The 22,296-nt window shown below is 55.1% G+C and carries 21 protein-coding genes; 1 reads left to right on the forward strand and 20 read right to left on the reverse strand.

Annotation, left to right across the window (positions count from 1 at the left end; genetic code table 11):
* The first annotated feature begins 9 nt into the window (after window positions 1–9).
* On the forward strand, window positions 10–516 hold the full coding sequence (locus tag G8764_RS18715; RefSeq protein WP_243748904.1) for a methylated-DNA--[protein]-cysteine S-methyltransferase: 507 nt from the start codon (window positions 10–12) through the stop codon (window positions 514–516).
* A gap of 89 nt (window positions 517–605) precedes the next feature.
* Here G8764_RS18715 and G8764_RS18720 read toward each other — a convergent pair whose 3' ends face one another.
* The 20 genes from G8764_RS18720 to lepB all read right to left on the reverse strand — a co-directional run bounded on the left by G8764_RS18720 (window position 606) and on the right by lepB (window position 22,275).
* On the reverse strand, window positions 606–2,108 hold the full coding sequence (locus G8764_RS18720) for a DUF3336 domain-containing protein (RefSeq protein ID WP_166166513.1): 1,503 nt from the start codon (window positions 2,106–2,108) through the stop codon (window positions 606–608).
* Window positions 2,109–2,260: 152 nt separating this feature from the next.
* On the reverse strand, window positions 2,261–3,430 hold the full coding sequence (locus G8764_RS18725) for a tRNA-queuosine alpha-mannosyltransferase domain-containing protein (RefSeq protein ID WP_207951967.1): 1,170 nt from the start codon (window positions 3,428–3,430) through the stop codon (window positions 2,261–2,263).
* A gap of 12 nt (window positions 3,431–3,442) precedes the next feature.
* Complete coding sequence (locus tag G8764_RS18730) at window positions 3,443–4,510, reverse strand: cyclic nucleotide-binding domain-containing protein (RefSeq protein WP_166166517.1); 1,068 nt, start codon at window positions 4,508–4,510, stop codon at window positions 3,443–3,445.
* Window positions 4,511–4,582: 72 nt separating this feature from the next.
* Window positions 4,583–5,893, reverse strand: a complete 1,311-nt coding sequence (locus G8764_RS18735; RefSeq protein ID WP_166166519.1) for a M18 family aminopeptidase — start codon at window positions 5,891–5,893, stop codon at window positions 4,583–4,585.
* A gap of 13 nt (window positions 5,894–5,906) precedes the next feature.
* A complete protein-coding gene (locus G8764_RS18740) occupies window positions 5,907–6,782 on the reverse strand; it encodes an NAD(P)-dependent oxidoreductase (protein WP_166166521.1) in 876 nt (291 codons plus the stop codon).
* 56 nt (window positions 6,783–6,838) lie between these two features.
* The gene (locus G8764_RS18745) at window positions 6,839–7,630 is read right to left on the reverse strand and encodes an undecaprenyl-diphosphate phosphatase (protein WP_166166523.1); all 792 of its coding nucleotides are present in this window, start codon (window positions 7,628–7,630) and stop codon (window positions 6,839–6,841) included.
* A 14-nt stretch (window positions 7,631–7,644) separates the two neighbouring features.
* The gene (gene tsaB, locus G8764_RS18750) at window positions 7,645–8,382 is read right to left on the reverse strand and encodes a tRNA (adenosine(37)-N6)-threonylcarbamoyltransferase complex dimerization subunit type 1 TsaB (RefSeq protein ID WP_166166525.1); all 738 of its coding nucleotides are present in this window, start codon (window positions 8,380–8,382) and stop codon (window positions 7,645–7,647) included.
* 176 nt (window positions 8,383–8,558) lie between these two features.
* Window positions 8,559–9,572 (reverse strand): hypothetical protein, encoded by a 1,014-nt coding sequence (locus tag G8764_RS18755; protein ID WP_166166527.1) that lies wholly within the window; start codon window positions 9,570–9,572, stop codon window positions 8,559–8,561.
* Window positions 9,573–10,163: 591 nt separating this feature from the next.
* Window positions 10,164–11,207 (reverse strand): ferrochelatase, encoded by a 1,044-nt coding sequence (hemH, locus tag G8764_RS18760; RefSeq protein WP_425049216.1) that lies wholly within the window; start codon window positions 11,205–11,207, stop codon window positions 10,164–10,166.
* Window positions 11,208–11,232: 25 nt separating this feature from the next.
* Window positions 11,233–11,883, reverse strand: a complete 651-nt coding sequence (gene adk / locus G8764_RS18765) for an adenylate kinase (RefSeq protein ID WP_166166531.1) — start codon at window positions 11,881–11,883, stop codon at window positions 11,233–11,235.
* Window positions 11,884–12,161: 278 nt separating this feature from the next.
* Entirely contained in the window at window positions 12,162–12,995 is an 834-nt protein-coding gene (gene mazG, locus G8764_RS18770; protein WP_166166533.1) for a nucleoside triphosphate pyrophosphohydrolase, read from the reverse strand.
* Between the two features lie 254 nt (window positions 12,996–13,249).
* Window positions 13,250–15,493: a GTP diphosphokinase gene (gene relA / locus G8764_RS18775; protein ID WP_166166535.1), complete on the reverse strand. Its 2,244-nt coding sequence runs from the start codon at window positions 15,491–15,493 to the stop codon at window positions 13,250–13,252.
* 68 nt (window positions 15,494–15,561) lie between these two features.
* Complete coding sequence (gene rlmD, locus G8764_RS18780) at window positions 15,562–16,896, reverse strand: 23S rRNA (uracil(1939)-C(5))-methyltransferase RlmD (protein WP_166166545.1); 1,335 nt, start codon at window positions 16,894–16,896, stop codon at window positions 15,562–15,564.
* Window positions 16,897–16,899: 3 nt separating this feature from the next.
* Window positions 16,900–17,790: a cysteine synthase CysM gene (cysM, locus tag G8764_RS18785; RefSeq protein WP_166166547.1), complete on the reverse strand. Its 891-nt coding sequence runs from the start codon at window positions 17,788–17,790 to the stop codon at window positions 16,900–16,902.
* Window positions 17,791–17,911: 121 nt separating this feature from the next.
* Entirely contained in the window at window positions 17,912–18,277 is a 366-nt protein-coding gene (gene acpS, locus G8764_RS18790) for a holo-ACP synthase (protein ID WP_207951968.1), read from the reverse strand.
* A gap of 8 nt (window positions 18,278–18,285) precedes the next feature.
* Entirely contained in the window at window positions 18,286–19,005 is a 720-nt protein-coding gene (recO, locus tag G8764_RS18795; RefSeq protein WP_166166551.1) for a DNA repair protein RecO, read from the reverse strand.
* A 359-nt stretch (window positions 19,006–19,364) separates the two neighbouring features.
* Window positions 19,365–20,312, reverse strand: coding sequence for a GTPase Era (gene era / locus G8764_RS18800; protein WP_166166553.1), 948 nt, complete (start codon window positions 20,310–20,312; stop codon window positions 19,365–19,367).
* A complete protein-coding gene (rnc, locus tag G8764_RS18805; RefSeq protein ID WP_425049217.1) occupies window positions 20,312–20,995 on the reverse strand; it encodes a ribonuclease III in 684 nt (227 codons plus the stop codon). Before rnc ends, era begins: the two co-directional genes overlap by 1 nt.
* Window positions 20,988–21,392, reverse strand: a complete 405-nt coding sequence (locus tag G8764_RS18810) for a DUF4845 domain-containing protein (protein ID WP_341806420.1) — start codon at window positions 21,390–21,392, stop codon at window positions 20,988–20,990. The genes rnc and G8764_RS18810 overlap by 8 nt, the downstream gene beginning before the upstream one ends.
* A gap of 37 nt (window positions 21,393–21,429) precedes the next feature.
* Window positions 21,430–22,275, reverse strand: coding sequence for a signal peptidase I (lepB, locus tag G8764_RS18815; protein WP_166166562.1), 846 nt, complete (start codon window positions 22,273–22,275; stop codon window positions 21,430–21,432).
* Between the last annotated feature and the right edge of the window lie 21 nt (window positions 22,276–22,296).

A 22,296-nucleotide genomic window follows, 5' to 3' on the forward strand; every position in this document is an offset into this window, starting at 1 on the left:
GTGGTTGATATGTTGATGGATACCACCAGCCGTTATTTCACCACCCTGGGCTCTCCCATTGGCACCCTGGTAATCACCGGTGACGGCGTTTCGATTACCGGCCTGTACACGCCCGGCCACCGTGACTATGAGCGGGCGCAAACCGGTGTGCAGCAGCCGGACCTGTTCGGCGACGCGGCACAGCAGTTGCGGGAGTATTTTGCCGGCACCCGCAAAGACTTCGATCTGCCCCTGAAGGCCACCGGAACCGGCTTCCAGCGATCGGTGTGGCAGGCGTTAACTGCTATCCCCTACGGCGAGACCCGCAGTTACGCAGCCATTGGCGCGCTAATTCAAAAGCCCGAGGCTGCACGGGCGGTGGGCAGCGCCAACGGCCGCAACCCACTGCTGATTTTCATTCCCTGTCATCGAGTCGTCGCCGCCAATGGCGCGCTGTGCGGCTACGCCGGCGGCGAGCAGGTCAAGCTCTGGCTGTTGCAACACGAGCGCAGTCATGCAAATCCCGATAGCCGTTGAGCGAGCGGCGGGGAGTTGCAGACTTAAGGCACTGCCCCTCTCTCGCAACGAGCGGATATCGGCACCCCTGCGCCGCCATTACCGCTGTATTACAACGTCATATGCGGTTTATGTTGCGGATGAGGCTGGGCCAGGGCCTCCTGCTCCAGTCGATCGAGTATTTCATCAATGGCACGACTGATTTGGACTGAATTCCTGATTTGATCAACCCTGGGCCAGGTGGCGCGGCGCCCGGCCAAAATCAGTGCCTGAATGTCCGCGTCATCGGCGTAGTTGAACAGCGAATTACCTGACTTGACCTGCTTTCGGTTGAGCACAATATTAATGTCACCGACGTAGTCCTGCTCAATCAGTTGGTACACCACGCCAAACATGGAATCAAAGCGCCCCAGGGTCACTGGCGATATCCAGCGACGGCCGGTTTTCAATGTTTCCCTGGCGCCAACTATGGCCAGGTTTTTTACCGAATTGGTTACACTCAAAGACCCTGACTTGGATTCCGGACGCAGGAACGGTGCCGCTAACGGATTGATCATGCTGACCACATAATGGTTTACACCAAACAAACGGGCCAGGCGCTTGAAGGGTAAATCCTCCGCGAAAGAGCCATCGACCCAGCGGCGACTGCGCAGATAGGGTTTGGTCCTGCCGCGAGAATCCTTGGCCTCCAGCTCCACCGGGTCGACTAAGCCGGGCACCGAAGAAGACGCTTTGACTGCAGAGCGAATAGTGACATTGGGCGAGGTAATGGCGTTCATCAACCGTGAGGTCTGGTGTTTCTCTACCGGCGCGATGGATATATTGATGTAGCGCCCGGTACGCTCGTAGGCTTCCTGAAAGGTCAGGTTGGGAACAAATGCGTCGATAACATCATCCCGTTCGTTCTCCAGGTCGGCACGGCCAATCCCGCGCATCAACCCGACAATGTCCTTCAAACCTTTACCGGCCTGGAAGTCGTAGCGCTTGTGCTGGAAATATTCGCTTAATTCAGCATCGGTGCGGGTGCCTATCTGGGCCGCCATCCAGGCGCCCGCCGAGGCGCCGGAGATCACATTAGGCAGAATATTGTGCTCCAGCAAGGTCTCCACCACCCCGTGATGAAAGTAAATCAATCCGCCACCGCCACTCAGGGTCAATGCGGAACGGCCATAGCAGTGACTGGCGCGGCGAAAGAAGTCGAGCTTTTCATCAAAAGGGATTTCAGATTCCGGTGCATCGCCAACCTGCTGCAGGGCCTCAACCACAGTAGCCACGTAATTTTCAATCAGCTTTTTGGTGCCCAGCCTGGATTGACGATAGAGTACCGATTTGCCCATGCCCCCCATGTTGCCGTGGATGCCTTCATTCAAGGCAAACAAGACTTCTTCCCGGTCGTTTTCGGCTAGCGCGTCTTGCAGTACCTTAAAGCGCTTTTTCAGCTGGCGTGCATCAAACAAATCACTGTCTTCGCTTTGCTTCCATTGGTTGGCCCCGGAGAGCTCATCGTGCTCAGCCGCTAACGCTTTCCAGGTGCTGTAGCAATCCGCCTTGTCGAGGCTGTATTCAAGCTTTTTTAACGTCCAGCTGCGACTGATCAATCCACCTGCCGACATATATCACCTGTTGGGTTAATCCGTAAAATAAGTACTTTATCGTGTAGCTAACACCCATTTTATCTGAAATCGCCAGACATCGAGCCTTGAACGACAAAATAACTGCAAACGCGACACTCTTGCGCCGGGGATCTACCGATTGGCCAGATTACTTAACCGCCCCGCCCGGCGCCTTGCATTGCGGCTGTTTGCAGCAGCGACTGTGCGTAGCGCGATTGCATTGCCTGCCAGCTATAGGCTGACAAGTCGGGCGCCGTATGGGTGCTCGCACTCGAAATTAGCGTTGCCGCGGCGCGGGCTTCCGCGGCGATTTCTGCCGCCGCATCGCTCTGCGCATTGGAGATAATCGAGTCGGGGCTATACAGGCTCCAGGCTGGCGCCCACTCCGGGTAGGCCAGCCGGTCTGGCAGCACCGGCACGCAGCCGCTGGCCACCGCCTCCATAACCGCCAGCCCCTGGAATTCATGCAGCGCGGTGGAGAGCACAATATCGGCGGCCCGCAACCAGCGCCGATAGTCGGCCCGCGACTGCGCGTAGCCAAAATGCAGCAGGCGATGGGCAAACTGCTGCTTGATGCGGGCAAATTCTGGCGGGCTGTTTTTGAATTGCTGCCCCAGTATGACCAGCCGGTAATCCAGGCTGCTGGACTCCAGTTCAGACAGTATAGCGAACAGGCGCTCCGGCCCCTTGTCATACTCGTGGCGCCCGCACCAGGCGATGGTCAGTGGCTTGCACCCATCCGCCTCGACGCTCGTCAAGGCAGCACCCTGCCGCTGTTGCGTGTCAGCGTCATCATTGTCAAACCAGTCATTATCCAGTGGCACCGGCAATACCTGGCTCCTGCTGGCAATGTGTTCAATAATTCCCGCGGGAACCTGGTCCGGCAGGCGCGCCAACAGTTGCCTGGCTCCGTCGACAAAGCTGTGCAGATTGTAGGCAGAATTAAACAGAATGCGGTCGGCACACAAGGCCGTATAAACATTGAGGATTTGTGGCTCGACACTGGCGAATGCTTGACCCGACAGAGGGTAGGCAAACTGGTTTTCGTGGAAGTACACAATGGTGGGCAGCGCAGCCAGCTTGGGCACAAAGCCCCGCAGTGCGGAAAGGTCCACCATTGATGTTGCGATCAACAGATCGTAGTCCTGCTCCAGTGTGCGCCGTTCCTGCCAGGCCCAACTCAGGCTGTTGCCCCGCACTCGCCAACTAAAATAGCGCCCGGGAAGGGAGAGCAGAGTCCACTGGTAGTCGGGAAACGCCGCCATCAGGCCGCGGCACCAGTGAGCGTGACTGGCGGCGTGATAGGCAGAAAGCAGTAACACTCTCACCAGGTGCTATTCAAGTTGCCAGGGCGTTGACTCCGCCGTCAGCAGGAATGTTTCGTAGCCTTCCTGGGCCAGCAAATACGCCGCCAACTGGGCGCGCCGTCCCGCTTCCGGCGCCAATACATAGCGAGTGCCCTTGCCGAGCTCTGGCAGCTTGTCGCGCAGCCTGGACAGCGGCAAATTGACGCTATCAGGGGAATGCTGCAGACGAAACTCCATTGCGGTTCGCACGTCCAGCAAGCTAACCTTACCCTGCAACTCAGCCAGCTGCGCTGCGGAAATGTATTGCTGGATCGGCTTGTGCAGCAGGTTGCTGAAATCGTCCTTTCCCAAGCGCATCAAAACGCCGTCAGCGAGCATGGTTACCGTCGCGTTGCGCGGGGTATCGGCCACCAGCGCTTCCTCGCCAAAATATTGCCCCGGTCCCAGGGTAATGTCCTTGCTGCCGGTAATGGAACTGATGCGCACCCTGCCCGTATCGATGATATAGAAATAATCCCCGACGCCACCTTCCTGGATAACCACTGAGCCGGCACTGGCAGAGACGCGCTCAAAGCGGGCAAACAACTGCTGGATATTGGCCGACGGAATACGCCGCAACAGGGGGGATGAAAGCAGCCCGCTCATCCAGTCGTTGTGCAAAACTTCGACGTTCATGGCCGCCGCGGGGTTGGTTTCCAGCCAGGCGGTATTGTCCGTGTCCAGCTGGAGGTCGTCCAGCGGCGCCTCGCTCCAGGCCAACACCAAATCGAGAAAGTCAGAATCCACTTTTAACAGTCGTACTTTGGACTTGGCCACCGCCGACACCTGGGTTGGCGTCGCTTCGGACAACGGCAGCCGGGCTCGCTCGCTGCCCGCCTCGACAAGCTCGGAACTGAAGCCGGCGCTGATCAGCTCGACGCTGCCCTCCAGCAAATAGTACCGGAATTCCGCCCGCTTCCCGCGCCGAAACAGTAACTTGCCGTCCGGCTCACTGATAACCTCTGCATACTGCAGAAGTTGCTGGATATATTCTGCCTCCATTGCTTCGAAGGGGCTGAATTGGCCTAACAGGTCTGGTAAATTTTGCTCGTACATCAATAGCTCATTGCGGCATCTGGGTAACGTAATGATTATAGGTAATACGGCAAAATTCAGCTGTGACGGCCATCACCCGTGATTAGACAATAACGGTATGGGGCTGTTATAAAAACGGGCCAATACTTTATAAAGATTAAAGCCGTCCTTGACCCCGCCCAGCTCCCGTATCGAGTGCATGGCAAACGTGGGCACGCCAACATCCAGGGTTTTTACGCCCAGTTCGGCAGCAGTGATCGGGCCAATGGTGCTGCCACAGGCCAAATCGGTGCGGATAACAAAAGCCTGTACCGGCACGTCCTCTTCCGCACACCAATAACGAAACAGCCCGGCTGACTCACTGTTGGTGGCGTAGCTCTGGTTGGCGTTGATTTTTATCACCGGCCCCTGATTGAGAATTGGGCCGTGGTTGCTGTCGTGGCGGCTGGCGTAGTTGGGGTGAATGCCGTGCGCGTTGTCGGCGGATATAAGCAGGGAGTTACTGAGGCAGCGAATCCTGGCTTCCGGGTCTGGCAACAGGCGGCAAATAAAGTCCTGCAGCATCGGCCCCTGGGCACCGCAGGCCGAACGACTGCCCACCTCTTCGTGATCGTTGCAAACCAACAGGCAGCTCTGGCTGCCATCGGCGGCGAGCAAGCTCTGTAATCCGGTGTAACAACTGAGCAAATTGTCCAATCGGGCGCTGGCGATAAACTCTTCTTTCAGGCCCACCAGCGCCGGCTTTTGGGTATCGTAAAAACTGAGATCGAAATCCAGCACTTCCTTGCTGTCTGCAGTGCCCTGCTCATGCAATTGCGCCAGTAACAATTGGCGAAAATCCTGCTTGCCATCCTGTTCAAGCTGCATCAGCAGAGGTGAAATATCGGTTTGCGCATTGATGGTACGGCTGTTATTTGCTTCCCGGTCCAGATGAATGGCCAGGCTTGGAATGGTGGCCAGCGGTCGCTCGAAGTTGAGCAGCGCACTTTTCACTTGCCCGGCGTGGGTTCGGTAAGTCACCCGCCCGGCAAGTGACAGATCCCGGTCAAACCAGGGATTGAGCAGCACACCACCGTAAACTTCGACGCCCAGTTTAAAATACCCCTGGCTATTGAGCTCCGGTTGCGGTTTTACCCGCAGGCAGGGGCTGTCTGTGTGGGCGCCAACCAGCCTCAAGCCCGTTTCAACCAGCGCTTCACTACCGTAAACAAACGCAATAATGGAGGAGTCATTGCGGCACACATAGTATTTGTTGCCCACTGCCAGGGCCCAGCTTTGCGTCTCCTGCAAGCGCTGGAACCCTGCTGCCTCCAGCCTTGACGCCATGGATTGTACAGCGTGGAACGGCGTTGGAGATTGATATAAGAAGTCCAGTAAATCCTGGTTAAATCCTGTGCTATCCAAAGTATTTCTCACCTCAAGTTTGTTTTGGCAGGAGCCGGGTCAACAGGCTGGACGTATCCCAGCGCCCTCCTCCCGCCGCCTGCACATCCGCATAAAACTGGTCTACCAGCGCCGTAACCGGCAGCGAAGCACCATTACTGCGGGCCTCTTCCAGCACAATAGCCAAATCCTTGCGCATCCAGTCGACAGCAAAACCATGCTGGTATTCTCCGGCCAGCATGGTGGCTGAGCGATTTTCCATCTGCCAGGACTGGGCGGCGCCCTTGGAAATAACATCGATGACTTGTTGCGCATCCAGTCCGGCGCGCTCGGCAAAGCTCAGGCCCTCGGCCAACCCCTGCAACAAGCCTGCGATACACACCTGGTTTACCATTTTACAGAGCTGGCCGCTACCGACCGGCCCCAGGCGCTGCACCGATCTCGCCATAGTTTCAAGTACCGGTATTACTCTGGTAAAAATCTTCTCGTCGCCACCAACCATTACCGTCAGGGCCGCGTTTTCTGCACCTTGTTGACCTCCGGAAACCGGGGCGTCAAGAAAATGACAACGTCTATCTACCAACAGCTCGGACAGTTCAACCGCCACTCGCGCCGATGCAGTGGTGTGATCAACCACAATCGTATCCGGTTTTACTGTATTGAGAATTCCGCTGGGGCCGCTGATCACTTGCCGCAGGTCGTTATCATTGCCGACACAGGAAAATACAATGTCGACGTTACCTGCAAGGTCGGCGGGGGTTGCGGCGCGGCTGCCGCCAAAGGTATTGACCCAAAGCTCTGCCTTGGCCGCCGTGCGATTGTAAACCGTGACTTCGTAACCTGCCCTTTGCAAATGCCCGGCCATAGGAAAGCCCATGACACCCAGGCCAATAAAGCCGATTTTCTTCATAAAAGTTACCTTTTTTGCGGATGCCCTGTACACAGCCAGGCATCAAAGCATCGGTCTCAGTACAGCAGTAGCAACAACACCGCTCCCAGCACCAGGCGATAGATAACAAATGGCCACATGCCGATTCTGTCGATCCAGGCCAGGAATAAATGAATGCAGAGTGCTGCACTGACGGCAGCCACTGCTATGCCCAGCAGCAGTTCCTCCCAGACAATGGCACTGGCGCCGATAAGACCCACTGCCTTATACCCACCACTCGACGCAATCAGTGGTATGGACAGCAGAAAAGAAAAACGGGCGGCGGCCTGCCGCTCCAACCCGAGCGCCAACGCGGCTGTCATGGTAATGCCAGAGCGAGACGTGCCTGGAATGAGTGCTAGCGCCTGGCAACAACCGACGATAAGTGCCTGGCGCAAACTCATTTGCTGCAAGGACGTAGTGCGCTTGCCGGTACTGTCAGCCCAGCCAAGCAATACCCCAAACACAATAGTTGTGATTGCGATCACCAGGACACTGCGCAAGTTGGTTTCGATAAAGTCGTGGAAAATCACCCCGGCCAGGCCGGCTGGTATTGTTGCCAGCACAACAAACCATGCCAAGCGGCTTTCAGCTGAGGATTTACCGCCTAAACTGGCAACCCAGGCGTTCGCCAATGCGATAACTTCATGGCGAAAATAACCGAGCACCGCCAATAGCGAACCGACGTGCACCGCCACATCGAAAGCCAACCCCTGGTCCTGCCAACCCAGCACCTCACTGGGCAGGATTAAATGACCGGAACTTGAGATGGGAAGAAATTCGGTTAACCCCTGAATAAGGGCGAGAAATACAAGTTGAACACTATCCATGGTGCCTCTGCGGTTTAATTACGAATCCTTTGTCTTTTTTTCCAGGCCACACTGTCACGCAGATACACAGGCTGTGCCTGCTCCGCCGCAAGCGCTCCACCCTGCTCCAGCTCCAATTGCGCCAATTGCAAAATATCCACGGCCTGAGGCTCAAAGTCAGCGACGTGCTGCCCGGCTGCAATAGCGCTTATCTGCGCATAATGATGACCAGAGCCAAGGCAAACCAGGCCCTTGCCCTGCACCTGGCGCAAAGCATTGTGTTCGGCAACCAGCGCCGGTGGCGACACCGCTTCATCCGCCAGTTGCACCAGCTGTAATCCATGCTCACTGCCACTCGCGGCAGTTGGCAGGCATTGATAGAGTGCCCAGTAAACTTCATCCATGCGCGCGTCCACAGCAACCAGCACAGCCTCTTGCGCCCCAACCAGCTTCTGGCGCAGCGCCCCCTGGGCCATGGCGCGCAGGGTTGATACCGGGACGACCGGTATATCTTGTGAATACGCCAACCCCTGCACGACACCGAGGCAAATCCTGATCCCGGTAAAGGATCCAGGCCCCCTGCCATAGGCGATCGCATCAATATCCGCGAGCGCCATTTGCTGGGAGCCCAATAGCTCATCGATCAAAGGCAGGAGTTTTTGACTGTGTTGCCTGGGGGAGTTGATGCTTGAGGCAAATATTTGCCCCTGTTGGTTTGACAGCGCAATCGAGCAATGATCGCTGGACGTGTCAATGGCCAGAATTCGTTTCATACTGCAAGACATCGGGGGTTACATCGGAGCCTCACATTTTGGCAGAATTCGCGGTCTTGATACAGGGAAAATAAAAAATCCCCGCCATTTGGCATGGCAGGGATTCTAATGGTCAGCAAAAGTCCCGACAGCCAACCTTGGGGTTAGCTGTCTTGTGACTGACTACCTTCAGCTAATTACTCGCTTACTGGAGTAGAAGCCGGGGTTTCAACTGCGGCTGCAACTGCGGCCTTTTTCTTGCGCGGCGCCCTTTTGGCTTTAGCGGCTGCTTTTTTAGGCGCTGCCTTTTTAGGTGCTGCTTTTTTAGCTGCTGCCTTGCGCGGAGCGGCGGCTTTCTTGCGAGCGGCCTTTGGAGCTGCAGCCGGCGCTGCTTTCTTGGCTGCGGCTTTACGCTTCGGGGCAGCTTTCGCCTTGCTCTTGGCTGCGGCTTTCTTGGCAGCAGCTTTGGCCTTCACAGCGGCCTTCTTCGCCGCCACTTTGGCTCGCGCAGCGGCTTTCTTCTCAGCGGCCTTCATCCGTGCCGCGGCTTTCTTTTCCGCAGCCTTGGCTTTCACAGCTGCCTTTTTAGCGATAGCCTTTGCTTTGGCGGCGGCTTTTTTCTGCGCTGCCTTAGCCTTGGCGGTGGCCTTGGCGGCAACCAGTTTGGCTTTCGCCTTCAGCTTTTTCTTGGTCGCAGCGACTTTCTTGGCGTTTTCGGCAGCACGTTTCTTCTTCCACTTGGCCTCGAAGGCTTTTGCTGCTTTTGCCGCTTCAGCGTCGGCTTTCGCCGCCAGCGAACTGCTTAACGCCTCAATCCGCGCATCGACCGCAGCTTCCGCCGCCTTGCCGGCCGCTATGCTCTTGGCGGTAGCCAGCTCCAGCTTCACTGTGGCTGCCTTCTCGCGCAGATCTTTGACCTTGGCGGCAATTTTTGCCTGGTTAGCAGCCGCAGATTGTGCAGAGCGTTTATCGACAGCCCTCTTGCTTTTGGCAGCTTTGGCTTTTGCCGTGGCCGCTTTTTTGCGAGCAGCAGCTTGCGCTTTGGCTTGAGCAGTAATGTCCTTATTGAGTTTATTCAGCGCACTCTGTGCTTTAGCAACAGCCGGAGCAATTCCGGAAGCGGCTTTGGCTTTAGGGGCGGCTTTGGCTTTAGGGGCGGCTCGGCGTTTCGCCGGCGCTTTTTTTGCTTTTGCTTTTTTCACTCTGGGCATTTTTAACTCTCCTCGAAAATAACGATGCGGTACCGCTAAAACAACTCAACACGGCTCAAAAAATAATCACCGTGTCATTATAGCGAATATTATTTGAAAAAATTCTTTTTTCCAGCGTTTAATGCATTTTTAATCGTTTTTTTTAAAAGTTTTCCTGATTTTCCCTTCAAAAAGAGAGAAAGTTAAGAAAAGGCCGGCAAAACAACTGCGCAACTTTAGAGTTTTTCAGTCGACAGCAGTTTGCAAAAAAAATCCGGGGGCGAAGTTCGAAGTAAAAGTGAGGCGAGAATTGAGGAAAACGTGAAGGGAGAGTTGAGGTAAAAGAAGTGTCGGGAGCGGATATTAAATCGTTAGCGGCGGCAAATAAGAATTAGTTCGACCTGCTGCAACCTGGTAAATAGGGTTTTCACACTGCACTTAATTGCTGCAATTTTGCCACCTTCCCTCACCGCCATAACTTGCCTGGCAACTGAGGAAAGGTGAATCAATTCGCCTCGTTAGAAATCACAAGCCGGAAAACATAAAACCTGAACTTATCCACTGGTTACCACCGATTTACCACACCTGTGCCATAGACGTTGCTGTTACCAACTACTTTCTATAGCCATCGACGATGGACGCCATCATGGATATATGGGCTGGCGAAGCATTAAGACATGGAATCATGCTGTAGGTCCTGCCGCCACTGGAAAGAAAGACTTCCCGATTTTCGCCATCGATCTCCTCCAGGGTTTCCAGGCAATCCGACGAAAATGCCGGGCAGATGACATTGACGCTAGCCACCCCTTGCTGAGCCCACTTTTCCAGCAGCTGATCGGTGTAGGGTTGCAGCCATTCTGCTTTACCGAGACGTGATTGAAAGCTTATCGCCCACTGGGATTCCTCCAGTTGCAGCCGCTGTGCCACTTCCCGGGCGGTATAGCGGCAGTGCTCTTCGTAAGGATCGCCCTTTTCCACACACCGCTTGGGAATGCCGTGGAATGAAAACAGAAGCTTTTCCGGCTGCGGGTGTTGCAGCCAATGATCCCGTACGGACTGTGCCAGCGCGTCCAGGTAACCGGGGTTGTCGTAATAGCATTTGTGAATGAGCAGCTCGCTGATATTTCGTTGCTGCATGATAAGACGGGCGTACTGGTCGTAAATGGCTGCAGTTGTGGTGGCTGAATATTGCGGGTACAACGGCAATACGAGTATATTTTTGTAACCATCCGCTTCGAGTTCGGCGACTCGCTGGGCCAACTTCGGCTCACCATAAGTCATAGCGTAAGTAATCCTGACATCGGACTCCTGGTAGCGGGCCTGCAGCTCACTGACCTGTTGCTCAGTAATGACCTTGAGCGGTGACCCGCCCGGTTGCCAAATCTTTGCATAGAGCTTCGCCACCTTCGGCGACCGAAACGGCAGGATGATACCGTGCAAAATTGGGCACCATAGAACTCTTGGCAACTCGACCACCCTGTGATCATGCAAGAATTCACTCAGGAATCGACGCACTGCCCTGGGACTGGCTTCGGTGGGCGTTCCCAAATTCATCAAAATGACACCCAAAGGAGCGTGACTGGATGATTTTTCCATTTTTACCCTGCAGCAATTAATAGATTGAAAAAAAATAGGCTCCACTGGGAGCCTATTCATGAAATGTGCGAACTGAAGCGGAGATTTACCCCAGAGCAGCAAATACCTTTGCCGTAATTGAAGGCAGGTCACCCACACCTTCTACACAACTGTACTTGGGCACATTATTGTTGCTCGCCGCCAATTGCTGGTAAAAACCTACCAGCGGCTTGGTTTGCTGATGATATACGGCCAGGCGCTTGCGAACGGTTTCCTCCTGGTCATCTTCCCGCTGAATCAGTGCTTCACCGGTTTGATCGTCCTTGCCTTCCTGCTTGGGTGGATTAAAAATAACATGATAAGTGCGGCCACTGCCGGGATGCACCCGTCGGCCACTCATGCGCTTGACAATCTCCTCGTCCTCGACGTTGATTTCCAGCACGTGATCAATGGCAACGCCGGCTTCCTGCAGAGCTTCTGCCTGTGGAATTGTGCGCGGGAATCCGTCGAACAAAAAGCCGTTGACGCAATCGTCCTGGGCAATGCGATCCTTGACCAAACCGATAATCAGTTCATCGGACACCAGCCCGCCCGAAGCCATAATGTCCTTGGCTTGCAGTCCCAGTGGTGTTTCTGCCTTAACCGCGGCCCGCAGCATATCGCCGGTGGAAATCTGGGGGATACCGTACTTCTCGGTAATATATTGAGCTTGAGTGCCTTTGCCCGCTCCGGGTGCACCCAACAAGATGATACGCATAGAGGTTGTTTCTCCTGACTGTTCTGCTCTTGCGAGACAGATCTGATTTTAAAATTCCAAACGTTTGCCGAGGAGGAATTCCAACTCTCCAAGCGGCTCACATAAGACCTGAATATGGCCGCTTACAATACACGCAGCCCCCTTAAACCACAAGCAAAAAGGCCGTCTGGAGAGCTTGGGGAATCCGCAACACATTGATTTAAAAGTAATTTTATTAAAGACGATAGACCAAGGTCTAAATTAAACTGAGCCGCTACAGCCTTGTTACGGGTCCGTGATCAGCGAGATTTAGCCTGCTCCCAGAGATCGTCCATGAGTTCCAGCGAAGCGTCCTGGGGGGAGATTCCCCGCTCCCTGAGTTTATCTTCAATAAAGCGAAAGCGCTGTTCGAACTTGCTGTTGGTGTAACGCAAAGCTGATTCCGGTTCCGCTCGCGCATGACGACAGGCGTTGACTACGGCAAACATTAAATCTCCCAATTCCTCGGTCAATGCCTTGCCATCACCGCTGGCAATTGCCTGCTTAACTTCGTCGAGTTCCTCTTCTATTTTTACCACCACGCCACTGATGTCCGGCCAATCGAAACCCACTGCACTGGCGCGCTTTTGCAATTTGGCGGCCCTGGACAGGGCCGGCAAGCTGACCGGAATATCATCCAGAACGCCCGCATGCCCCTTGGCCTCGCGCTCCTCTTGTTTCAGTTGTTCCCAACGCTGCTTGATCGCCTGCTCCTCCTCGGCAGTACGCGGTGTGGTGGCAAAACTTGCCAGCGAGTTGTCTGGAAATACATGGGGATGACGCCGAACCAGCTTGCTCACCAGGTCGGAAACAACGCCGTCAAAAGTAAAGCGCTGCTCTTCGCTGGCCAATTGCGTATAAAAGATGATTTGAAACAGCAAATCGCCCAGCTCTTCTTTTAAATGCTGGTAATTCTCCTGCTCGATCGCGTCGACGACTTCGTAGGCCTCCTCCAGGGTGGAGGGGGCAATGGTGCGGTAACTTTGTACTATATCCCAGGGGCAACCGTTAACCGGGTCGCGCAGTCGCCGCATCAGTTGCTGCAGATCGGCGATGGTATAGCGAAGCTGTTCGTTTGAAGTACTGCCAGTCATAGCTATTACTCGGAAATTTGATGCGGATCTTGCAAACAAGCCCCCGCAACCAGACCTGCCATAGTGCCAGCAACACGACACCCGGCTTAAGTGGTAATCAGGATGAAAAACGTCATCAATTTGGACAGCGGCGCCTGCCCTGCGCACCCAAAGTATTCACTTCTTGCACGGGATGGGCCCAGCGTAGCGAGTGCTTTGGGTACTTCTCTGTGTCGTAATGGTGTCCACCAAAACCTGTCGTTAATGTATAGACACTAATTATGCTTGCGCCTCGCTGAAGCCACATTGGGCAATTGATTGAGCCGACTCAGCACTTTACTCAAGGCCTCGAAACTGCCGATCTCCAGTGTCACCATCATATCCACGGTATTCTTGCGCTTGTCGGACAGGGTCTGCATGGCACTGATGTTAATTTTCTCTGCGTCCAGGAGTGCAGTAATATCCCGCAGCAAGCCGTGGCGATCAAACGCTTCGATCATCACCTCTACCGAGTAGACGTTCTGAGGCGCCTCACTCCAATCCACCTTGATGATGCGCTCAGGCTCATCGGATTGCAGTTGCAGCATGTTATGGCAGTCCTGCTTGTGGATCGATACGCCGCGCCCCAGAGTGATGTAGCCAATAATGGCATCCCCTGGCACCGGGTTACAGCAGCCGGCGATATGGGTCAACAGATTGCCAACCCCGTCGATAAACAAATCCTTGCTGGTCGAGGTTTGTGAGGCCTTGCCCACCAGACTGACAACCGGGTCGACGTGTGTTTTCGGCGCCAGCATGCGCTGGGCAGCATTGATAACCTGGCCAACGCCCAGGTCGCTGGCACCGACGGCGGCGTACAGATCGTCCAGGCCGTCCAGATTTAAATTCTTGGCCAACTGCTCATAGTCCAGCCCATCCACCGCCAGGCGGCGGAATTCCTTGTCGAGCACTGCCCGTCCCTCGGCAATATTCTGGTCGCGGGCCTGCAATTTAAACCAGTGCTGTACTTTGGCCCGGGCGCGCCCGGTTTTAAGGTAACCCAGGCCCGGCGATAGCCAATCCCTGCTTGGTGCCTCCTGTTTACCGGTCAGGACCTCCACCTGGTCAGCGGTTTTTAGCGCATAGTTTAGCGGCACAATTCGGCCATTGACCTTGGCGCCGCGACAGCGATGGCCTATCTCCGTGTGTACGCGATAGGCAAAATCCAGCGGTGTTGAGCCCTTGGGAAAATCGATGATGTGACCATCGGGAGTGAAAACGTAAATTCGATCCTGCTCTACACCAATCGACAGGTCTTCCTGTAAGGTTTGCCCGCCCAACTCCTCGTGCCATTCCAGCACCTGCCGCAACCAGGCAATTTTTTGCTCGTAACTGTCTTCGTTGCCCTGCTCATCGGCACCTTTGTAACGCCAGTGGGCACAAACGCCGAACTCGGCCTCTTCGTGCATGGACCTGGTACGGATTTGCACTTCCAGAACCTTGCGATCCGGGCCGATTACCGCAGTGTGTAATGAGCGGTAACCATTTTCTTTCGGCGAGGCGATGTAGTCGTCAAACTCGTTGGGAATGTTGCGCCAGAGACTGTGGACGATACCCAGAACCGCGTAACAGTCGCGCACTGTAGGCACCAGGATACGAACGGCACGTATATCGTAAACCTGGGAAAAGCCGATATCCTTGCGCCGCATTTTACGCCAGATACTGTAGATATGTTTGGCGCGGCCACTGATCTCGGAGTGAATGTTATTGCTTTCCAGCTCTCGGGTGAGGATGTCCACGACATTGTGAATGAACTGCTGGCGGTCTACCCTGCGCTCATCGAGCAGGCGCGCAATCGCCATATAATCGTCCGGCTCAAGATAGCGAAAAGCCAGGTCTTCCAGTTCCCACTTGATGTGACCAATACCGAGCCGGTGAGCCAGCGGGGCGTAGACGTCCGAGACTTCCCGCGCCACTTTACGCCGCTTTGCCTCAGGCGCGTTTTTAACCGCTCGAATTGCGCAGGTGCGCTCCGCCAATTTGACCAGCGCGACACGCACGTCGTCGACCATCGCCACCAGCATTTTGCGGACTTTTTCAGTTTGTTCGCGGGACGGAGAACCAAAAACGCCTTCACCAGAATCGTTGCGCAAGCTGGAAATCGCCGCCATGCGAATAACACCGCGAATCAGTTTGGCGACACCTTCGCCAAACTGCGTTTCAACGAAATCAAGCGACAGCTTTTTCTCTCGCACGGCGCGGTAGAGAATCGCTGCCTGTAAGGTTTCGCAATCGAGATGCAGATCGGCGAGAATTTCCGCCATTTCCAGCCCGGTGCGAAAACTGCTGGCTGTCTCCGACCAGCGGTTATCGCTGAGGGGGGCCTGATCTTCGGCGTGGAGACTTGTTTCACAGGCCTTGTACAGCAACGGATAATCGTCCGGCTGCAAGGTATGAATACTGCTGAGCCGACCCAGCCAGGCATCTATATCAACTTTGCCATCTTCTTTAACCGGGTGATCTTCTCTAACTTTAACCATACAAATTCCATATCATACGCTACCACCTCGCGCCATTACCTCGCGCCTTTACCACGGGTGAAAATGCGCTAATCGCGCAAGAACAGCGCCATGGTTTCAAGGTGTGCTGTCTGCGGAAACATATCCAGCACGCGCAACGCTTTGAGTTTAAAACCGCCCGCGACAAGGGCACCACTGTCGCGAACGAAACTGGCGGGATTACAGGATACATAAACCAGTCTTTCGACCGTGGTTTCCCCCATTTGTTCACACACAAATCTGGCTCCCGCCCTGGGTGGATCCAGCAACACCTTGTTGCAGCCCAGCTCCGACAATCGGCTCGCCAATGCCTCACTACTCAAATCCAGGGCGGCAAATGTAATATTTTCCAGTTGGTTAAGAACGCCGTTCTGCCGCCCTTGAACCACCATGCTGTCCTGTGCTTCGAGTCCCAAAACCCGGCCCGCCAACTGAGCAATAGGCAAGGTAAAATTCCCGACCCCGCAAAACAGATCGGCGACATTATCGCTGCGCCGGGGATCGAGCCAAAGCAGAGCCTGTTCGATCATTATTGGGTTAATCGCCGGGTTTACCTGGGTAAAGTCGCCGGGCATAAAATTTACTATCAAATTTTGTGCCGACAAGTGGTAATAGAGGGAGTTTATTTCACTGCGATCGGTGATATTGACATAGTCACCATTTTTCTGGCCCTGCAAAAAGACCTGGCAATGAGGGACCAGTGCCCGCAAGTTGTCCTGCACTGGCACCGGCAGCGGTTTGGTGTGGCGAATAACAATGGCCGGACTGGGCCGCGCATCGATAAACTCTATGTGGGTGACACCGGGCTTTGGCGGCAATTGCCCCAGCCACTGCTGCACCAGAGGCACCAGATTACGCAGCGGCTCGGTTAACACCGGGCAATGCTGAACCGCCGTTAACTGATCGCTGGAGCCCTGGCGGAAGGCCAGCTCGCGGGCCCCGGTAACCCCGAACCTGGCCCGGGCTCGATAACCATAGGCCGGTGATGTGACCGGCGGCAAAAGAATCTCCGGCTGCAGCTGTTGCTGGCGTTGCAGCATTTCCAGCAAGGCGTTCTGCTTGTAGGTGATTTGGGTGCCGGGCTGCAAGTGCTGCAGCTGGCAACCACCGCACACCCCAAAATGCTCGCAAACAGGAACAACGCGCTGCTCGGAGGCCTGCAGAACGGTTTTCACCTGGCACTCGGCGTAGCGCTTCTGGCGACGATAGTGGGCCACCTCAATGCGCTCTCCGGGCAGGCCACCGTCGACAAAGACCACCTTGCCGTCATGCCTCGCGACACCACGGCCATCACTGGACAGGTCGTCGATTAATAGCTCAGTGGGAGCAATTTCGGGGGTGCGCAATCTGGCCGCGGATTTGCCGGGTTTGAATAAGCGCGCCATAAATCAGGCGCTGTACACGCCGGAGGACAAATAGCGATCACCGCGATCGCAAATGATGGCAACGATTACTGCGTTCTCAACCTGCTGGCTAATTTGCAGGGCACCGGCCACGGCGCCACCACTGGAGACCCCGCAAAAAATGCCCTCTCTGGTGGCCAGATCGCGCATGGTTTGCTCTGCCAGTTGCTGGTCGATATCGATCACCCGGTCGACCCGGGATGCATCAAAAATTGACGGCATATACTCCTCTGGCCAGCGTCGGATACCGGGAATGCTGGCGCCGTCCCGGGGTTGCAGGCCGATGATTTCAATCTCCGGTTTTTTTTCCCGCAAGTACTGGGAAGTGCCCATGATAGTACCGGTAGTGCCCATGGAACTGACAAAATGGGTAATACTGCCGCCGGTCTGTTGCCAGATTTCCGGGCCGGTAGTTTGGTAGTGGGCGCGCGGGTTATCGCTGTTGCCAAACTGATCCAGCACGATCCCCTTACCTTGCTGCTGCATGGTCTGGGCCAGGTCACGGGCACCTTCCATGCTCTCTTCTTTGGTCACCAGAATCAGCTCTGCTCCGTAAGCCGTCATCGCAGCCTTGCGCTCTGCAGTGGCGTTATCGGGCATAATCAGTACCATCTTGTAGCCTTTAATGGCAGCGACCATGGCCAGGGCAATGCCAGTATTGCCACTGGTGGCTTCGATAAGGGTATCGCCGGGCTTGATATCACCTCGCCGCTCGGCTTCATTGATCATCGACAGGGCGGGCCTGTCCTTGACTGAACCGGCTGGGTTATTGCCTTCCAGTTTCACCAGCAGGGTATTGCTGGTATTGCCCGGCAAGCGCTGCAAGCGGACTAATGGCGTATTGCCAATACAGGATTCGATGGTTGGGTATTCCATAATATCTACTACTAAAAAGCTCTATCTTGCTGATCAATGATTAACAGCCAGGCTGCCAATTACCAGGCTAACAACTGTGCCCGGATTGGATATTATACAACGCCTGACGGAAAACATCTGATCAGCTTTCCAGAATTACGACTGCCGTCGCGTAAGACTGCTCATCCGACACACTGACGTGGATTCTGGTCCCGCCCAACAAGGCCAGCCGGGATGCCGCACCACCTGTAAAGCACAATTGTGGTGCACCTGCTTCATTGTGCTGCACCCACATATGCTGCCAGGATACGCCGCGACCGATTCCGGTGCCGAGTGCCTTGGCCGCCGCCTCCTTGATACAAAACCGCTTGGCCAAAAAGGCTTTCTGGCGCCGGCTGCGGCTAAAGTCCTCAAACTCATCCGGGGTCAGGATACGTTTGGCAAAGGCGTCTCCCAACCTTGCATAGGATTGCTCGATTCTGACCAGCTCCACAATGTCGGTGCCCATACCTACGATCACCTGCCCTCCCTCCCTTTTCGTGTCACAAACAACTCCCGGCTCTTCAATGGTTTGTCGCCAACAATCGGCTTGAGCAGCAGCCGCGTCAAGCGTTTGGCCTGGCGCAGCGCCTCCACATCCGAGTAATCAGCACTGGCCACAGCGAGCAAATGGCGCCCCAGGAAACTATCCCCGCCAGCCTCAGCCGGTACGTAGACCAGGCCCTGCTCCGCCACCAACCGATACCAGCTGTCGGGCTCAAGAGGGGCAGACGTGGTCGCGTCGTGGCGCAGGTCGATGCCATACCCCAGGTCTGCCACCAAGCCTAACTCCAGTTCGCGCAGCAGTGGCTCCAGCTCTGCCTGACTGTCGAGCTGCATAAGAGCCAACCGGTAACGCTGGTATATTTCCGGGCAGGCATCGCCTTCCCGCAGTGCCCGTACAATCAATTCGTTCAGGTAAAAACCGGAATACAAAAATCGCCCCACCAGATTGAAGGGCTGGGGGGACTGGGCTTCTATATCCACCAGGGTTTTCAGGTTGCTCCTGCCCTGCCAGGACACCAGCAGCGAACGAAAAGGCTGGCACATTTGCCGCTGCCGGGACTTGGGTGAACGCGCGCCTTTGGCCAACAGGGAAAGACGTCCGTACTGCTCGGTGAGGCAATCGAGAATCAAGCTGGTATCGCTAAACGGACGGGTGTGGAGAATGTAGGCGGGTTGCAATTCTACTCGCATCAAAGACTCACCAGCAGGCTAGACGTCGGTCGGACTTGGCTGTCGCAGCGCGAGAGGCGGGACGTTGCAAACATTTTCCTAATTACGCCTATGAATAAGCCAGCTATCGGCGATAGTAAACATATACCCTGTAGCCCTTGGGACAGTAGCTTTGCTCCCGGCCTGGCTCCAGGGGCTTGCTTTCAAGACTCGCCGAGGTTCCATCCATGGAGGCTCCACGACAGCATCCCTGCTGTCGAGGGTCTTGAAAGCAAGCCCCCGAAGCCAGACCTAACATAGTGCCGGCTGCACGAAAGCTTAGCTTAGGTGGTAATTAGGAACATTTTTAATCTTGTGGGTAAGCCCAATCCCGCAGCCGCTTAAATATCGTCGTAACCGAGGCTGCGCAGGGCACGTTCGTCGTCCGACCAGCCCGACTTCACTTTGACCCAGGTTTTTAACATCACCTTGCAATCAAACAGCGCCTCCATGTCCTCCCTGGCTTGCTGACCAATTTGCTTGATGCGCGCTCCGCGGTCGCCGATTAAAATCCGCTTCTGGCCATCGCGCTCCACCAGGATCAAGGCTCCGATATGAATAATATTACCAGCGTGGGAGAACTCCTCGATTTCCACCGTCATTTGGTAGGGCAATTCATCGCCCAGCTGTCGGGTAATTTTCTCGCGCACTATTTCAGCGGCGAGAAAGCGTGAGCTGCGATCGGTAATCTGATCTTCCGGAAAAAAGTGGGGGCCTTTGGGCAAGCGCTCGGCCACCAGTTTTTCCAGGGTATCGAGGTTCACGTCGCGCAGGGCTGATATGGGCACGATCTCATCGGGGTTGAGATCGCCGGCGAGCTTTTGCAGGTGCGGCAACAGCACCTGCTTGTCGTCCAGTTGATCAACCTTGTTCACCGCGATAATCACCGGACAGGAAAGATTCTGCAGGCGTTTGACCACCATGTCATCGTCGTCGGTCCAATGCAGGCGATCCACCAGAAAAATAACCACATCCACATCCCGCAACGCCGCGGTCGCGGTTTTGTTCATATAGCGATTAATGGCCTTGCCGTGCTGTAAATGCAGGCCCGGCGTGTCGACGTAAATAGCCTGTACAGCGCCTTCGGTTTTTATGCCCAGCACCTTGTGGCGGGTGGTTTGTGGTTTGCGCGAGGTAATACTGATTTTTTGTTTGAGAATGTGGTTGAGAAGTGTCGATTTGCCGACGTTCGGCCGCCCGACAATTGCCACATAACCACAGCGCGAGTCGCCGTCTCCCCTGGAAGCTGCCTCGGAGTCCGAGCCTGGCCCGGCGGATACTGGAGTCATCACTGTTTACCTGCCAATTTTTTCAATGCGGCGGCGGCGGCGCGCTTTTCCGCTGTCCGCCTGCTGCTGGCGGAGGCCACTGTGGGTTCCGCCAGCAGTGAAATCTTGCAGCTCACTGTAAATTGTTGCGCGTGTGCCTCGCCGGTAACCTCTGCCACCTGGTACTCTGGCAGCGGCTCCTTGCTGGCTTGCAACAATTCCTGCAGCTCGGTTTTGGGGTCCTTGCGGTTGCCTTCGAGGCGCAGCTTGTCGAGACGCTCGGCGTACCAGGCCAGCACCCGCTCCCGGGCCGGTGCCATGCCGCTGTCAATATAGATCGCACCAATGATCGCCTCCACGGTATCGGCGAGAATCGACTCACGCCGAAAGCCACCGCTCTTGAGTTCCCCTTCGCCAAGGTTAAGGCTGGGCCCAAGATCAAATTCACGGGCAATCTCGGCTAAAGTTTCACCCTTTACCATCTGCGCCCGCAAGCGACTCAACTGCCCTTCCCTGGCGCTGGAAAAGCGTTGGAACAGCCATTCGCCAATAACAAAATTGAGAATGGAATCACCGAGAAATTCCAGCCGCTCATTGTTTTCAGCACCAAAGCTGCGATGAGTCAGGGCCAAATCGAACAGCCCCGGGTCCTTAAATGTATAGCCCAGTCGATGACAGAGGCGTTGGCGGCCAATATTATTCACTGGCGGGCTTACAGCATTCATCCGGGCGCGAACTGTCCCAGGTGTTATTGAACGTCATGACCACATCGATGTTATAGAGCAGTGGTACGCGAACTTCGTAATCCAGGCTGACTAAAACCCGGTCTTTCAAGCGTTCGATCTGTAAATCCTTGGCCGTTTGACTGCGAACGTTATTGATCATAAAAAAGTTGCTGATTTTGCGTCGAATCTCGTTATCGGACAGCTCATTCACCAGCGCGCCCTCATCACCGAGACTGGACAATGCAGACTGGATGTAGCGATCCTCGGTATAGGCAGGAATCAAGCGAAATGCGCAGAGAAGAAAAAAGCCGATGACCGCCAACAGAATGAGCAGTCCCAGTTTGGATTGACCTGTTTGAGTTCGAGCTAAAGGCACGGGGGTATTCCTCTTATCCGGCATGGTAATAGAGAGTTTAGCGGATTGGGCCCAGCCTGCTAAAACTTGGCAAGCTGAAAAATGAATCCCAGTGCATCCACACAGCAAACGCTTTGCCCACAATTGCTTCTTCTGGCACGGGTCCCCACTCGCGACTATCGGAGCTGTTGTCCCGATTATCGCCCATCATGAAATAATGCCCTTCTGGCACGACCCAGCTGCCCTCGCGGCTCAACCGACCGGGTACCACGTGTTTGCGCATGTCATGCTCCACACCAGCCAGCGTTTCTTTCATTAATTGAAATTGAGGATTACCCGGTGGCAGTGATGCCAGCAGGGTTTGCGGCTGCTTTTCACCATTGATGTAAAGCACATTGTTGATGTAGAGAATTTCGTCGCCCGGCAGGCCCACTACGCGCTTGATAAAATAGGTATCGGGTCGGTGAGGCGGAAAAAACACCATCACATCGCCACGCTTGGGATCATTGACGGGTATGATTTTATTGCGCACCACCGGAAGGCGAACGCCATAGGTGTATTTATTGACCAGGATAAAATCGCCAATCTCCAGGGTTGGCACCATAGAGCCGGACGGTATCTGGAAGGGCTCGACCAGAAAGGAGCGCAACACCAGTACCACAAACAGTACCGGAAAAAACGATTTCGAGTATTCCACCGCCAGCGGTTCCTTTGCCGCCTGGGTTTTGGCTTGCAGATAGGCATCCTGCTGGTTCTCGGAATCCACTTCCAAACCCGCAAATTGCGTGTCAACTGCCGCGATTGCCGCCTTGCGCCTGGCCGCCAGGAAGAGCGCGTCAAACAACCAAATAAAGCCGCTGACAAAAACCAGCAGCACCAGAATCAGGGGAAAATTAATATCCATTTAAACGAACTGTCGCCTCAG

Source organism: Pseudomaricurvus alcaniphilus (genome assembly GCF_011440395.1).
In the GTDB taxonomy this organism is placed as follows: Bacteria; Pseudomonadota; Gammaproteobacteria; order Pseudomonadales; family Cellvibrionaceae; genus Pseudomaricurvus; species Pseudomaricurvus alcaniphilus.